The organism is Haloarcula sp. CGMCC 1.2071, from assembly GCF_037078445.1.
GTDB lineage: Archaea > Halobacteriota > Halobacteria > Halobacteriales > Haloarculaceae > Haloarcula > Haloarcula amylolytica.
This window is the reverse complement of record NZ_JAYMGY010000001.1, coordinates 622,784-637,568: the sequence shown is the minus strand read 5'-3', so window position 1 is coordinate 637,568 and position 14,785 is coordinate 622,784. Positions and strand designations below refer to the sequence as shown.

Sequence of the window (14,785 nt, the reverse complement as noted above, 5' to 3'; positions counted from 1 at the left end):
AAAGCGGTGGGTCGGCGGGTGGGTTGGCGACGGGGTTGTGGAGATCTTCGGCTACGTGGTTGGGCCGAGTTCTTCCAGACGGTCGCCGAAGTGGTCCCAGTCGTCGAAGCCGTGCCACACGTCAGGGTCAAGATTCCACTTCCAAGAGGCAACGTCGTCCGGGTCGTAGCTGTGAAGTGTCGGTTCGAGATCGGTCAGATCGGCATCGAAAAGCGGAGAGTCGGGCCGGTCTGCGTCACCGTCCCAGTTAGTGTAGAACTCAACGACATCCGGCGCAGATTTCCAGAATGCCAAGTTGGTCAGTCGCTTGCACTCTGGGACGACGTCCTTTCCGGTGTGTCCGACCGCACCGACGACCTCGACGCCGAGTTTACTCATAGCTTTCAGCGCAGGAGCGTACTGGGTACTCACTTCGCGGCTGTATACACGAGCATCCATGTATCGGCTGGCTTCGTCAAGAACGAACGTTTTCGGAACGTCGCGGTTCTCGACGAGGAGCGTCATCAGCTCGTGCATTGAGGAGACGTAGCGATCAGCACCTTCCCAGGTCTTGGAGTTCGAGATGACCAGCACATCATCCCATACTGCACGAGCCATATCCGAGGCGAGCAGGAACATCGTGTTCGTCTTGCCAGTGTTGGGTCGGCCCGCAGCGAGAACTGTCGTCAGTGTCCCGTCGGCGTCGAGCCGATCCATCAAGCGAGCGGTCACCGTCAGCGACGACGCGTCGAGTTCCTGTTCAGTGATGCCGACGAGGTAGGAAGCGAGCGACCCGTTGCCGTTCTCGATGGCGCGGGTAGCCGCTTCGGTGTGGTACTTGGATTGGAGAACGTCGGAGAGTGCAGTCTGTCCGAACGACCGGGACCCGCTCACCTCAGCACCCCGGTCGAAGAGCGACGAGACGAACGACAGGGTCGCCCGGTCAGCGTCATCAGCCACGACGCCGGTATGCTCGTGCAGTGACTCACCGCCCTCGATGTTACCAGCAACGACCTCGTTGAGTTTGGCCGCCGTCAGTAGTCTCTCATCAGAGTCAGTCATCAGCTGAAACACCTCCGTCGCCAGCACCAGCGAGGTCGGCGAGGTCCTGGTCGAGATCGACACGGACGCCCGGAACATCAGACTCCGGAGACTCGTCATCCTCGGTGTGTCGAATCTTCCGGTCGAGTCCGAACTGTTCGATGGCCGAATCTATCTCGTCTGTCAGTGCATCACCTTCATCCGGTAGTGTCCCGCGCTCGAACGTCGAGACGATACGGAGAACCGCCTTTCGAGTGGCGTTTCGGATGATCGTGAACGCCTGGGCTTCGATAGCGAAGCCGCGCTTGGCATCGGCTTCGAGCTGGCCGCGACACTCTTCGACGGCTTGGAGCGTTCGCATTAGTTCGCGGTCGGAGAGTGTGCCGCGCCAACAGCCGTCGACGGTCTGCGCTTCGAGATCGACGTTCTTGCCGAAGGCAAGATTGGGACTCACCCAGTCGAGTTGACCATCTTCGACGGACCACTCGCGGAACCGTTGCCCAGGTGTCCGGAAGATACCGCCTTTCGTGTGGCGTGCGTCAATGTCGACGAGCCAGACGTAATTCGGGTCCCACAGTAGCGACCGGACCTTCTTGCCCGTCGGTCGTCCGACCAGGGGAATCGTCACAAGCGCGCAGAGTCCGATCAGACGCAGGCTTCGGGGGAATTCGTAACCGAGTATCGACGCGATGACGAACAGGACGATCCCAACACCAGACGCGATCAACAGCAGGTTCTCAGTGAGCCATCGGAACAGTCGATAGGTCCGGCTGTGATCCGGGCCGGGGTCAGCGTTGTGCGCCATCTCGTCGCGGTCGAGATCAGGATTGCTCTCGTCGTCGGTCATGCCAGTCGCTCACCTCGTTGAGCTGAACCAATCTTCGCAGAGACGGCTTCGTACAGGACCGCGATTACGACACCGAGCGCACTTCCGAGGGCGGCGTTGCGAACGTCCTCACCACTCCACGGGCCGGTGATGATGAACGAGTTGGGCTTTCGGAGGTAGTGGAACCGCTGCTGTTCGATGGATTGCTCAGTCCAAAGTGTCACGCCACCGCTGGATGGCACTCGAACGGTCGTCGTCGTATCCGCGTCGACGACAGCCGCACGGAATGAGACACTGCCGGCTTCTGAGCCGTCGTCAACCTGCGGGGCGACACTGACAACTTTGTACTCGTCCGACCAGAAGTCGATGACCAGCTGGCCGTCCGCGTAGTGATAGTCAGTCACGGCAACGTTCTCATCGACGACGAGTTCGACATCACTGGGTGCGCCATCAGGTGCGGAAACGTTCGTCGAGGTCACCGTTTCGTTCGTGCTTTCCTGCGCTGCCGCTGGTGCAGCGAGAGCGATACAGCTGACGATCAGTATGAGGAGTATGGGCGTACGTGGGTTCATGCTCGAAAAGTCCGCGAGTTGGTCACCAGAACCAGTCGAGCGAGGGGTCTGGGAGCCAGGACGACACCAGATCGATGGCTGGCCCGATCACGTCGACGGTCCCCGAGAGCTGCAGCGCGACGAGTGCAACCAAAACGAGCCACACGTCCCGAGGGACGAGCTTGAGAGCCAGCCAGTAAACCATCAGTTGTTACCTCCCGACCGGCGCTGGCTCACCGCGTAGAGTGCGCCAACGCCGACCAGTGCCAGCACAAGAGACGAGGATGAGCCATTGAGAAGGCCACCGCCAGCCGAGCCACGGAGGTTCTGCTCACGCGCCTCAATCTCTGCTCGACGTTTCGCCAAGTCCTCGTACTGCTGTTTGAGTTCGGTGACGTTCGTCGTCTCGTAGGTGGTTTTCTGGATGGTGACGTTCTTGGTGGTCTCACCGCTTGTAGTGGTGATTCTGTCAATGGTAAACGTCCCGTCCAGTTCGACGATGCGGTTACTGGTGACGACGTACTGCGTGCCGCCGATGTTCGCCGTATCGTAGGTCGTTCCGTTCTCGAATTTCCCGCCGGCAGGGTTTTCCTGCGAGAACAGAACGCCCTCGTACTGCTGGCCGCTCCCTGTCGTGACGTTGAAGCTCCCGATCTGGTCGAAGTTGTCGGGGCTGTTCGTCCCCATCAGGGTCAACTGTGCGGCGGCCCAGCCCTGGAAGTCATCGCCCGGCGACTGCTGGGACGCCAGCACGTACGGGTCCACGAGGTCGCTATTGTTGATTTCTCCAGACTGGTACTCCGTGTACGTGTTGTCGACCACAGTCTGTATTTGTGAGTTAGCGTCGCTGTGTTGGGTTTGGACAGTGGACAGCATCGTACTGTACTTCCCAACTTTAGCAGTGGTTACGACGCCGTTTTGCTCATCGTAGGTAGCCAGTCCATCAATGGTCGCGCCGAAATTGCCACCGGAGTCAGTGCCTGATTTAGTGCCTTCATCCGGGTAGAGCGTAACAGACGCGCCAGAACCATCGCCACCGTCATCAATCAAGAACTGTAGACCAGTCACCTGAACAGTGCTACCATTGACAAGCGTATACTGCTTCGTCGTGGTTCCCTGTAGCGTGATGGTATCACCGTTGTCTGGGTAGAAACTCGACGTACTGGCAACGTTTGGAGCAACGTTAGCGGACCCGGGGGAGTCCTGCGACTCTTGCCCAGGCACGACACCGCCAGCCTGTAGTCCAGATTCGGACTGTGCGGTATCGTAGCGGTATTTCCAGTCTGCCACCTGCCGATTCCACTCCGCGATTACGTTGCGCTCTGCGACAGCGTAGTAGTCATCTTGGGCGGTCTTTGCCTCAGTTGTGGCGGCGGACTGGCTACTCCCGTTGTTCAGTGACTTGATGTAGGCGTTTTGACCGACAATGAGCGCCTGCGTTTGAGCGTCCTGTAGCCGGTTATTGACGACTGATTCAGTATTCCCAAATGCCGCTTTATCGTTCTGTGCGGCCTGATATAGGTCCGTCTCTACTTGCAGGGCATCCGTCCCTGTCGTGTTGACGGTCGTGGTTCCAGGCTGTGCCGTACAGTCCAGTTGTGTGAAACCAGCATCAAGCGCCTGAGCGATTTTCTCCTTGACACCACACTGTAGGTCTGCATCTCCGCCGGTCCCGCCCAGCATAGTGTAGCTGTCAGGCGTGCCGAGCCGTCCGCCGTGGGTCGAGGTCGTGGGCGTTCCCTCACCTTCGACGGTCGCGGTCACAGTCTCGTACGCGCCGAGATTAGCCAGCGCCACGCCGTCGGTTGTCGTGGTGTCAACCTCCTCTTTGACGAGCGGCTGGGAACCAGACCCCGGAGTACCTTGGGTAGAGAACGTGACGGTGACAGTTCCGCTCATGTCCGTCGTATCCACGACTAAGACGTTCTCTCCGCCGTTAAACTCCAGCGTAGTAGTGCCCGACTGAGGCGTATCCGTCTCCGTCGTCTGTGCCAGTGCAGGGCCGACACCGGTAACGACGGTCGACAGGACGAGCAGGCCAGCCAGCAAGATCGAGCGTGCGTGACTCATCGTAGTTCACCTCCGAAAGAATAGTGTCGTATCATCGGTTTACTGAACAGCGACTCCCCAGGAGACGACCGTGGCGACGAACGCCAGCTGCATCCCGAGCGGGTCACCCAGGGAAGTGAGGAAGTCGTTCACCGCTGGCAGGTACTCGTTGCCGAGGATGACAGCGGGACCCAGTGCAATGGCGATCTTCTCCCAGTCCTCGTAGTACTCGAACTGCTTTGTCTCGGAGCTGGCAAACGCTGCAGCGAAGGCCCCGAGCGAGATCAGCAGCGAGTGCTGTGTCGTCAGCGTGTACGACAGCCACGGGAGTTCGACCGTCGTGACCCCGCCGAACTGGTAGAGGCTGGCCGCGACGAACGCCACCGACAGCATGGCGGGCAGACTACGGATATTCATGTAGTCGGTCACCATGTCGCTCGCGCGATTCTGGTAGCTCATTCAGGCCCTCCAGCCGGGAGTTCCCGGACCTTCCAGATGTCGTACTCCTGTTCCTCGCCGTTCTCGTTCGTGAACGTACTCGTCTGTTCGGTGTGCTTGATGCCGACTACGTCGCCCTCGCCGAGGTCGTTGTCGTCGAGCGCGTTGTCGATCTGGCTGTTCGACCACATGGCGACCACGTCGCCGATACCGCGGGCCAACTCGATGACGGTCGTGTCGTACTTGCCGCAGTTGGGCGTGAGTTCCCGAATCTCACCGACGACCGATTCGCCGGGTTCGAGGTCAATCCACTCCGAATCGTAGTCGTCAGAGGTGCTGTTGTCAACCGGTTCGAGATCGTCGAAGGATGGCGTTTCCTGAGTTGCCATACAGGAGATAATCCGCGGGTTGGAACTAGAAGGGGTCGCTCGCCTCGGTGAAAGTAAAAGATAACAAAGTGTCAGCAGCTATATTCTTTAGAACGATATACTGGCTATTTAGACCTGTACAATATATTACTCCTCCGAGGCTGAGTTCTGTTCTTCTGGCAACAGACTTAACAAAAAGTTCACATATGAAATCACGTCATGAGCTTCTTGCTGTCCAAATTCATCTAAATATTTATTTTCAGTATCAGAGGTTGGTCTGTGATGGAGAGGGTTCCAGATTCCCTGAATAGCACCAGCGAATAAGTGCATTACACCCTCTCTTTCACCAGGCCGTTCACCCATTGAAAGCGGACCACCCTGAGGACTGAATGAATGCTTCATTAGATCTGACCCATCCTTGTTTTGATATTCAGAATGGACAGAATTCCGAACTCGGTGTTCAAGATGTTGACAAGCACGAGCAGCCGCATCTCGATATTCTCCCCGGGCATATTTGGTCCAGCTTACTTCAATAAGTTGGTCGTCTAATTGATTCATTGGGATACTCAATGAAGTCTTATCCTCAGGAGCATCGGTGGCCGATTTACTTCTGGAATTTTCATGAAAACTCCAGCCAAGGTTAACGAGAGTTCTCATAAGTTCGTATGGTTTAGGTACGGCTGTGGGTGTAGGAAGAATAACTAAGGTACCTTTAGTTTGGATCTTATTTCCGTGATGATCAAGCACGTCGTTGATTGCGACTCCGGCTGGTAGAGAAGCTGAGGGGCTTGTGGCAAGTATCTCAAAATTCTCAACTACGTTCCTATTTAATGTGAACGAAAAGTGATTTGCTACAGAATTAAAATAGGCTGATACTGGATCACTATCAGATAATACATTCGGAGAACAGTCATTCACATAATGCCAATCGTCGAATACGCTCAAGTCTCTTAGCCATTGATGGCTACTTATTTCGGTATTTTTTCCAGAGAACGATTTATTTTGAAGTGGGAATTCAGTGCCATTAAGAACTACAACAACATCTCCGGATTTTAGCGCATATCTGATATCATCAGCGAACGAATTAAAGAACGGCTCAAATATATCTTTATTTTCTGATATTTCGTAACTTCCAGACCCACGTGTTGTTTCAGATGCGTGAACCCAGAGGTTATAATCAAAAACCTGAACTGTTTGCTCAAAGGTGTGAGTAAGATAGTTTTCCCAATCGCAATACACAATGTCTCCTTCTCCTGACTTCTCAATCGCCGAATTAGACGCCTTGTGTGCGATTGGATCTGAGACAACAAGTGAACTTACGTCAACCATCTCTCTGTAGTTACTGTCTTGTTCAGCATAAAATCACGGTTAGTTACCATGTAACGTATTCTGAATTAGTATTGTAAATTTAGTATTCCGGGCAAAGGCTTGCTCAAGGCTGTGTCGACAGTCGGGATAGCGTTCGTCGAATAGGGACGATAAGCAAACTTGAGTTCATCCATAACTATTGTATATTCTCCTACGTTAACATCACTTCTCTAGCAAACAAGTGACATTATTCTATAAAATTACGACCATACGTCAACTATCGGTGGGTCGGTTTTATTGCTGATATGTGAGAAATTATCGGCTTCAACAATACAGTCTTCAGTAACTTCGAGGTGCTTAGACCTCCCAATCAAATTGCTGCTTGGAAGATCCCAATGTGCATACGCGCCAATGTAGTCCACAACGCACCGGTAGGCTACCTCTTCAGGTAATATCGAACGGATTTGTGGTTGTTCTACATCAGAAATTGCCCGCTCGACAGCAGCAGTAAAATTATCTATATCGTCCCAGTCTCGGGACGCCAAACTATCGTGAATCGCACGTTCACTTGCAGCCTGTATGGAATCAAGCGAACACCAGCGTACAGTCTCACGCAAACCTGGGTCCTGCAGATGATCATTAGGATCAATCCCTTTGGTAATTGATCGCGAGCATGACCAGAACCGGCGGTTTGTTGCCCAATACAGCGCGAGCTTCCAGGTAGCCGCTTTGTCCGCGTAGGTCTCTCGATCTTCGTCACCCTGCTCGAATGACTCCGTCGCATCAAGCAGCGAGCCGAAAGTCGCGCTCAGGTACTTCCCAAGATACGCGCCAGCAGTTGATTCCTTCTCATGGCCGTCGTCGCCGAACTCTATCAGCTCGTGCGATCGAGTACGCTCGCGTACCCAATCTTCGCCGTGACCATGGTCACCGAAGCGATACCAGTCCACGAAGCCCTCGTCACTCTGGAACTCCGGCTCCAGCTCGTCGAGGTCGTCGCGGTAGGTCAGCGGGTACACGTCGACGATTTCGCCCTGGCCGTAGTCGGCCCACTTCGCAGCTACTTCTGGTTTGTCACAGAGCCACGGCATACCGTCCTCGTTACGCGTCGGTACATCGAAGAATAGGACGTGCAAGTGCGGATAACCCTTCTCAGTGAACTCCAAGGCCTTGATGTAGTCCGGTCGGTCACGCGGCCGCCCGGTCACCTCGCTATCGAGATCATGCCGCCAGCCTGGCACAGCGGAACGTCGAGTATTGTCTTTCGTCGAAGGGTCGGAATCGAAGTACGACAGAAGCCGATTGAAGTTCTCGTTGATAGAGTCGATTCCGTCGAGCAGCGAGTCTTGTCGCTTCGGGTCGGTCGTCAATGTGACCAGTACAGCGTTGTCGGCGTTCTCGTAGCCGTATTCGAGTGCATCGTTGAACCGCGCGAACTGTTTGGAAACACGGCCCTGGTCGTTGAAGCGAGTCTTGTAATCCTTCGTCATCCGCTTGGTGGACTCGCTACCACGCCGGTCGACGAAGTGGACATCGAACAGGAGCTTGTAGTCTTTGATGCGGTTGAGGTAGGATGTAAAACCGTCCTTCAGCAGCTCCCGGAGGTCATCGTCTACAGAATCGACCTTAGCGAGGTAGTTCCGAAGAAACTCTCTGTCGTACTTGATGCCCTCTTCGTTGGCTGTTTGAGTAATGCCTTCTGTAATCAAGTCAAGAAGGCGGAGGGTCGGGGTCACCATCAGAACCCCTGCAGACTCGGATTTCCGCACGTAGGGGTTTTCAGGGGCTACAAGATCGTCGACGAAGCGGTATGCAAACTGGTAGTCGGGGTCGGATCCTTCGACGCGCTCGCACGTTTCGGGTGAGACACCTTTGACGGCGTACGAAACAACGTGTGACAGCGGTGTCCCCTCCGGGTGCGCCGCAATAAACTTCGCGACGCGTACGCGGTCTTCGTCGCGTTCTGTGAGAGTTCCATCGAGCAGCTGACCGTGACCGAGAAGGTCGCGCTCTTCGAGAAGGTCTGCTAAGACGGGAGTGTTACATCTATCGGCGAGGTCGAGACCGCCCAGGTGTCCCGGCGGTTCGACGACACTCATTTGGGACCATCAGAACGGGCGTCCGTTCGTCGGCTGCCCAGTGTGTCGCTGTTGGGATTCCCCTCACCCTCCGGGTTCGGGGGGAACGCTCGGGCTTCCGGGTCGCCCCGCGTGGGGGCGCTTCCAGTTGGTCGAGCTGGTGCGGAGTGCGATTGGCGCTCGCCCTCCGGTCCGGGATGCTCACTCCGTTGCGCTTCCGGGCGTGCCAGCTCTCCCGCGCCCTCGCTTGGGGTGTCTGCCGAGGGAACACTGTAGCACTGCTTACACCGATTGGCCTCCGCTGCTGGATGGTCGGCCCTGTTGATGCAGTTGCCCTGACAGAGTGGACAGCGGTACTGGACGTAGTTCGACCAGTCCGTCATCACCGACCACCGTCCTCGACGCGCTCGATAGCTTGACGAACATCCTCGTCGGTCGCCTCCAGGAGGCGGGAGGCAGGGACGAACTCATCACGAGCGAACGGCCAGTCGGCAGGCTGGGCGAGGTCGCGTTTAGGCGACACGCCGACCACCTTCGAGAAATGTTAGACAACTGTACTCCCTCGGAATAATCGCGTGACTGCGAGGGGTGCATCCGGATTCCCGATGAACTAGCTTTCTCCGGGGAGGGTTCTTGAAACCCGATTGTGCCGAAAACAGGGAGAAACGGCGCTCTCGCCGTGTTATTAATTCCCCGTTTACAACGGTAAAATTCGGATGGACTCGCCGGGATTTGAACCCGGGGCCTCTCCCATGCCAAGGGAGTGATCTACCCCTGATCTACGAGCCCTTGCGTGCATTGTCTGCTTCCCGATGGGATTGCTTAAACCCATCGAAGCACCGGGACATAGAGAACCGGCCCCATGGTCTTAGTTAGACCAGTATTGCGTCGGCCTCGCAGAGTGCGTAGAAGTCTGGTAATTGGTGTTACAGTACGGCCATAATGGCTATAACGACTGAGGCCATCCCTACAGTAATCTCAGTTTAGTGAATCAGGCTCATGAACCGTAGGAGAAACGAGACGCAGTCTAACGACCGGCGTGTCGGCCGGTCACTCTGGATCGAAGAGCACCGGCGCGGGCAGACGACGCTGGACTTCGCGATCGGTATGAGCCTGTTTCTGAGCGTCCTAATATTCATCTTCCTGTTCATTCCGGGGCTGTTGTCACCGTTTTCTGCGGGGGTTCAGGAGGAGACAGTCACGACCGACAGAGTCGCCGATGGGCTCACAATGGGGATGCTCGGTTCGCCACAGCAGCCGTACGTCCTGAACGAACACTGTACGCGCGAGTTCTTCGCTGGGAACGCACCACCGTCAGGATGCGGCTACGAGTCCGGCGGGAGTGCGGAGGAACGGGTCGGGCTCGACCCGGCTCGGGAAAACGTGAACGTCACAATCCGGGGGAACGCGACGGGGACACCAGCCGCCGACGAAATTCTGTGCTGGGATGGAGCGAATCAGGCACTCGTCGAAGCTGGGGCCGGCTGTGGGACGGTACTCACGACTGGTGGGAACCCGCCGACAAACAACGACGCGTCGGTCACTGCGTTGCGAGTGGTCTCGTTGAACGGGCAGGATGTCACAGTACGCGTGGTGATGTGGTAGCATGCGCGCGCAGGCACACACGCTCGAAGCGATCGTCAGCGGTATGGTGTTGCTGGCAAGTCTGGTGTTCGCGCTACAGATGACAGCGGTGACGCCGCTGTCGGCGAGCACGTCGAGTCAACACATCGAGAACCAGCAGCAGGCGATCGGTCACGGGGTCCTCGCCTCGGCGGCGGCAGAGGACGCACTGAAACCGGCTGTGCTCTACTGGGACAACAGCACGGCGCAGTTCCACAACACGGCCGGTGGTCGGGAATACTACACGAACGGGCCGCCGGACAATCGGTTTGGGGAGTTGCTAGAACGCGCGTTCGACCAGCGGGGAATCGCGTACAACGTCTATCTCAGGTTCCAGAACACGCAGGAGCGAACCGTCACGACCCGCTACGTCTACAGCGGCGAACCGAGCGACAACGCGGTGCGTGCGAGCCACACAATCACGCTCATGGACGACGACCATCTGCGTGATGCGGACGGGACGCGCAACAGCACGCGGATCGGGGATCCAGCGACCGATTATACGGTTTCGGACACCGGAAAGAACGTCTACAACACCGTCAGCGTGGAGGTGGTCGCGTGGCGCATCTAGACGACGAACGCGGACAGATAATCCTTATCGCCGCATTGGCCCTGGCGGTGACGTTCATCGGGCTTGCGCTGGTCGTCAACTCCGCGATCTACACGCAGAACCTCGCGAGTCGGGGCGAGGTTGCAGGGAGCAACGACGCGCTGGAGATGCGGGCGATGGTGGAGACGAACGTCGGGCAGGGTGTCACCGCGGCGAACAGGTACAACTACTCGACCCAAACAACACTCGAAACCGGTGTGCGTGAGAGCACACGGACTGTCAGTACACAGACGGAACGCCAGCGAGTCACGAGCGGGACGCTGGTGAACGTCACGCTCGCCGGCTCGCCGACCTACGGCACGCGGATCGCCCAGACCAACACGTCACTGTTTGAATCCGGCGAGGCGACACCGAGCGCCGATTGGATGGTCAGAGAGCGGGTCACGCGCCCGGGTGACGGAACGAACGCGACCAGACGGTTCGTCATCAACGCGACACAGCTCCCCAGTTCGGGAAGCGAGTTCGTCGTCGTAGCGAACGGTACCGGCGGCAACCCGAAATGGACGATGCGGGTCTGGGGTGATGTCGGACCCAGCGGGACGGTCAACGTGGAAGTCGACACACCGAGTGGCACACAGACGTGTGCTGTCCCTATCGAGGAGCCGTACGCCCACATCGACGTGACTGGCGGAACAGTGCAGGGTGAACCGTGTCTCGCGCTCCAGGGCGGGAGCTTCGACGGGCGGTTCGCCCACGGCGTCGGCGACGAGTACAACATCACCTACGAGTCAGGCGACCAGATCAGGGGGAACTACTCGATGGTTGTCCGCGATAGCAAGCGGGCCTACACGCTCGATACAGCGCCAGCGTCGCCGTTCAGCACGACCGCAATCTACGATGTGACCGTCCGCTACCGCTACGACACGTCGAACCTCCGGTACGAAGCAAAGATACGGGTGGCCCCGGGTGAGCCGGATGCGTCGTAACCGTGCCGTCTCGACGACGCTGAGCTACACGCTGAGCCTGGCCATCGCCTCGATTCTGGTGTCCGGGCTCCTCATTGCCGGCGGTAACTTCGTCGAGAATCGGCAGGAGCAGGTCATCAGGGACGAACTCGAAGTCATCGGACAGCAGGTCGCCGCCGACATCGCGCGTATCGACCGGCTGGTGGTCGCTGCCGACAACGACCCGACTGCGCGGTTGAATCACACGTTCCCGGCGCGGGTGAGTGGAACCGGCTACCGGGTTTCGATTGACGCCGGCGCCGATGAACTCGCGCTCGAATCGACGTCGCCGGACGTGTCGGTGACTGTGTCGCTCAAAACCCGGACAGACCTGGGGGACTCCAGTGCTGGCGGCGGTGTGATAACCGTGTTCTACGACGAATCGAACGATCAACTGGAGGTGCGAGATGGCTGACCGCGCCGTAAGTGAGGTGCTGAGCTTCGCCCTGGTGTTCAGTCTCATCGTGGCATCGATAATACTCGTCTCAGTGAGCGGGCTGGGGGCGTTACAGAACGCTCGGGACGCGGAGCAGATGGAGAACGCCGAACGGGCATTCGACGTGCTCTCGGACAACATCGCGGACCTTCACAGACAGGGGGCACCGAGCCGTGCGACCGAGGTCAGTCTCGGTGAAGCCACGCTCAGGACGGGCGAAAACACGACGATATCGGTACAGGTCCACGACGGGACTGCCCCCAAAGACGTCGGGACCTGGGAGATACGACCGATAATCTACGCCGGCAACCAGGAGCGAGAGCTCGTCTACGAGGCAGGGGCAGTGTATCGGACGAACCGGGACAGCGGAATACAAAAACGGACGCCACCGATACTCGTCTCAGACGACCGCGTGCTCATCACCGTGGTCGGCACGACCGCCAGTGGCCAGCAGAGCCTGGGCGGGTCGACGGTGCTCGTCCGGACGAACCACCGGAGCAGCAACGTCTCGTTCGCCGATACCGGTGGGAACATCGAACACGTCAACGTCAGTGTCGACTCGACTCCACAGCGAGAGGCACTCTGGCAGTCGTACTTCGAGCAGGAAGGGTTCGCCTGTGGGGCCGACGGCTGGTGTAACTTCACGTCGTCTTCCGGCGGCATCCAGCGGACGTACGTCGTCTACCACGACATTGCGGTCGACATCGACCAGTAGCCGGTCGACTACCCGCTGGTCACGTTGATCCGGTTCTTCGAGACGTGGAGGTACGTCAGCCGGATGATGTTCGTGTTCTTCGGGACGGCGCGTTCGTTTCTGAGCGCCCGGTCGTAGTGGACCAACCCCCCGTTATCCACCGTGACTGACCCGGCGACGAGGCCGCCGTACAGCTCCGCCTTCTTGAGTGAGACGCTGCTGGCACCGACGCCGCCGGCGGGTGCGTAAATCACGCCCTCGAACTGCGGAGTATCGGTGTCCCCCTCGATGACGGCGTCGAAGTCCGACTGACCGTACACCCAGAACTGCTTGGAGTTATTGGCGTTGTCGATGTTGACGTCCCCGGTGCGATAGATGTGGAAGTGGTGACCGCTGGCGGACGTTGCCTCGCCTTTGACGTAGAGGCGGACTTTCCCGCCACCGTTGACTTTTATCTGCCCGTTGTTCTCGATGTAGACGTAGTCCCGGACGGCGATGGTCACGTCGTCACCACCAGTGTTAATCGTCAGCGTCTCGCCGCTCAGTGTCAGGTCTTCCAGGTAGTAGGTGCCTGCGCCCAGCGTCTGGTCGCCGCTGTCGAGCTGGTTCCCCGAAATACTGCTGGTCGCGCCGTTGTCATTGGTATCGCTTGCGTTGGCGACTCGCCGGTTCACCAGGCCGTCGATAGCGCCGGCTCCCTCGACGCCCGAGATCTGTCTGACATCGCCGTTGACAGTGCCCTTGATATGCTTGGTAGTCGAGTATTCCACGTCACGGGTGACGACGCCGCTTCCCTTGACCTCGACTCCGTCACCGGACCGAACGGAGCCGTCCACCTCGCTGTTCCCTTTCACGTACACGTCACCGGCTGTGGTGATCGTTCCGAACGACCCCTGTGAGGTCGAGTAGTCGCCGACAGACGAGTTGTAGCTGTCCGTTCGAGCGGGGTCGGTACCGCTACCGGAGAGCGTAATCTGTCCGCCGGCGGACGTTGCCGCGACGGCGCTCGTCACTTCTCGCGGCCCCGTCGGCACGACCAGTGTCGTGGTCACGCTGTCGTTTTCGTGGTCGTAGTACGCGTCGCCGTCGGTCCGCTCTTCGAAGTAGCGCCCCCATGACCGGTAGTACTCGCTCTGGACGGTGATGTTGACCGTCCCGGTATCCAGCGGATTGATGTTCCCAGCTGCCTGGTCGGGATACACCTGCGTCGTGCCGTCCTTCGAGATACTCGCCCGCGAGCCAAGCGAGCGGTCACCGCGGACGGTGATGAGTGGGAGCGTCAGCGTCGCGTCGCGGTAGTAGAACTCCGGCGGTGAAACCATGACACTGCCGCTGTCGGAGCGCCGCCACACCCCGCCGCCCTGATAGGCGACTTCCTGGTTCCCGTTTTCGTAGACAACCGCGCCGAGGCGCTCGTCCATCAGCGTGACCGTGGTCGGGGGCGAAGCAGAGTGGTTGGTGATATTGACGGTCATCCGACCGGCAGTGTCGTCGATTCGGTACGTGGATCTGTCCGTCCCGACGAGAGACACCCGCTGGCTGTCGGCGTTCCCAAGCGCCACCAGGGCCGCCTGGGAGTCCAGTTGGGTCATCCCCGTCTCCGCCCGGGAGACGTCGAGCCCGGCCTCAGTATCGACCAGCGCCGTCGCTCCCAGGCTGACAACGACGCCGGAACCGACGATGACGAGACTGAGAACCAGTATCAGCCCGAGCGGGGCTGATTGTGCCCGTTGGTGACCCCGACCCTGACCCCAGGGGAATCGCATTATCCGACAGTAGTTATCACAGCTGATAAGGCTGCTGGCCACCTCGTCGATAGTCGCCACCAGCGACTGTCTAT

17 protein-coding genes and 1 tRNA gene are annotated in these 14,785 nt (G+C 58.2%); 5 read left to right on the top strand and 13 right to left on the bottom strand.

Translation table 11 applies throughout. The features are described 5' to 3' along the window. Window positions 1-51: 51 nt before the first annotated feature. The 12 genes from VI234_RS03350 to VI234_RS03295 all read right to left on the bottom strand — a co-directional run bounded on the left by VI234_RS03350 (window position 52) and on the right by VI234_RS03295 (window position 9,427). Window positions 52-1,041 carry a hypothetical protein gene (locus VI234_RS03350; RefSeq protein WP_336329238.1) on the bottom strand — a complete coding sequence of 330 codons (990 nt, stop codon included), beginning with the start codon at window positions 1,039-1,041 and terminating at the stop codon, window positions 52-54. Next, on the bottom strand, window positions 1,034-1,867 hold the full coding sequence (locus tag VI234_RS03345) for a hypothetical protein (protein ID WP_336329237.1): 834 nt from the start codon (window positions 1,865-1,867) through the stop codon (window positions 1,034-1,036). The genes VI234_RS03350 and VI234_RS03345 overlap by 8 nt, the downstream gene beginning before the upstream one ends. Next, window positions 1,864-2,418, bottom strand: a complete 555-nt coding sequence (locus tag VI234_RS03340) for a hypothetical protein (protein WP_336329236.1) — start codon at window positions 2,416-2,418, stop codon at window positions 1,864-1,866. The genes VI234_RS03345 and VI234_RS03340 overlap by 4 nt, the downstream gene beginning before the upstream one ends. A 22-nt stretch (window positions 2,419-2,440) precedes the next feature. Beyond that, on the bottom strand, window positions 2,441-2,602 hold the full coding sequence (locus VI234_RS03335; RefSeq protein ID WP_336329235.1) for a hypothetical protein: 162 nt from the start codon (window positions 2,600-2,602) through the stop codon (window positions 2,441-2,443). Next, window positions 2,602-4,467 carry a hypothetical protein gene (locus tag VI234_RS03330; RefSeq protein WP_336329234.1) on the bottom strand — a complete coding sequence of 622 codons (1,866 nt, stop codon included), beginning with the start codon at window positions 4,465-4,467 and terminating at the stop codon, window positions 2,602-2,604. The genes VI234_RS03335 and VI234_RS03330 overlap by 1 nt, the downstream gene beginning before the upstream one ends. A 39-nt stretch (window positions 4,468-4,506) precedes the next feature. Beyond that, a complete protein-coding gene (locus VI234_RS03325) occupies window positions 4,507-4,905 on the bottom strand; it encodes a hypothetical protein (protein WP_336329233.1) in 399 nt (132 codons plus the stop codon). Next, a complete protein-coding gene (locus VI234_RS03320) occupies window positions 4,902-5,273 on the bottom strand; it encodes a hypothetical protein (protein WP_336329232.1) in 372 nt (123 codons plus the stop codon). The genes VI234_RS03325 and VI234_RS03320 overlap by 4 nt, the downstream gene beginning before the upstream one ends. Window positions 5,274-5,399: 126 nt before the next feature. Continuing rightward, window positions 5,400-6,581 carry a TIGR02391 family protein gene (locus VI234_RS03315; RefSeq protein ID WP_336329231.1) on the bottom strand — a complete coding sequence of 394 codons (1,182 nt, stop codon included), beginning with the start codon at window positions 6,579-6,581 and terminating at the stop codon, window positions 5,400-5,402. Between the two features lie 239 nt (window positions 6,582-6,820). Then, window positions 6,821-8,659, bottom strand: a complete 1,839-nt coding sequence (locus tag VI234_RS03310; protein WP_336329230.1) for a hypothetical protein — start codon at window positions 8,657-8,659, stop codon at window positions 6,821-6,823. Next, entirely contained in the window at window positions 8,656-9,021 is a 366-nt protein-coding gene (locus VI234_RS03305; RefSeq protein ID WP_336329229.1) for a hypothetical protein, read from the bottom strand. Before VI234_RS03305 ends, VI234_RS03310 begins: the two co-directional genes overlap by 4 nt. After that, window positions 9,021-9,161 (bottom strand): hypothetical protein, encoded by a 141-nt coding sequence (locus VI234_RS03300; RefSeq protein WP_336329228.1) that lies wholly within the window; start codon window positions 9,159-9,161, stop codon window positions 9,021-9,023. Before VI234_RS03300 ends, VI234_RS03305 begins: the two co-directional genes overlap by 1 nt. 194 nt (window positions 9,162-9,355) lie before the next feature. After that, window positions 9,356-9,427: transfer RNA gene (locus VI234_RS03295), tRNA-Ala, on the bottom strand. Between the two features lie 210 nt (window positions 9,428-9,637). On the opposite strand from VI234_RS03295, the gene VI234_RS03290 reads away from it, so the two are divergent. Genes VI234_RS03290 through VI234_RS03270 form a run of 5 tightly spaced genes read left to right on the top strand, consistent with a single transcriptional unit; the run spans window position 9,638 to window position 12,966 of the window. Continuing rightward, window positions 9,638-10,243, top strand: a complete 606-nt coding sequence (locus tag VI234_RS03290; protein WP_008313100.1) for a DUF7287 family protein — start codon at window positions 9,638-9,640, stop codon at window positions 10,241-10,243. A 1-nt stretch (window position 10,244) separates the two neighbouring features. Next, window positions 10,245-10,832: a DUF7288 family protein gene (locus VI234_RS03285; RefSeq protein WP_008313098.1), complete on the top strand. Its 588-nt coding sequence runs from the start codon at window positions 10,245-10,247 to the stop codon at window positions 10,830-10,832. Continuing rightward, a complete protein-coding gene (locus tag VI234_RS03280; protein ID WP_336329227.1) occupies window positions 10,820-11,797 on the top strand; it encodes a DUF7261 family protein in 978 nt (325 codons plus the stop codon). The genes VI234_RS03285 and VI234_RS03280 overlap by 13 nt, the downstream gene beginning before the upstream one ends. Further along, window positions 11,787-12,230 (top strand): DUF7266 family protein, encoded by a 444-nt coding sequence (locus tag VI234_RS03275; protein ID WP_336329226.1) that lies wholly within the window; start codon window positions 11,787-11,789, stop codon window positions 12,228-12,230. The genes VI234_RS03280 and VI234_RS03275 overlap by 11 nt, the downstream gene beginning before the upstream one ends. Continuing rightward, window positions 12,223-12,966 (top strand): DUF7289 family protein, encoded by a 744-nt coding sequence (locus VI234_RS03270; RefSeq protein WP_336329225.1) that lies wholly within the window; start codon window positions 12,223-12,225, stop codon window positions 12,964-12,966. Before VI234_RS03275 ends, VI234_RS03270 begins: the two co-directional genes overlap by 8 nt. Before the next feature lie 8 nt (window positions 12,967-12,974). Here VI234_RS03270 and VI234_RS03265 read toward each other — a convergent pair whose 3' ends face one another. Further along, window positions 12,975-14,711: a polymer-forming cytoskeletal protein gene (locus VI234_RS03265; protein WP_336329224.1), complete on the bottom strand. Its 1,737-nt coding sequence runs from the start codon at window positions 14,709-14,711 to the stop codon at window positions 12,975-12,977. Window positions 14,712-14,785: the final 74 nt, after the last annotated feature.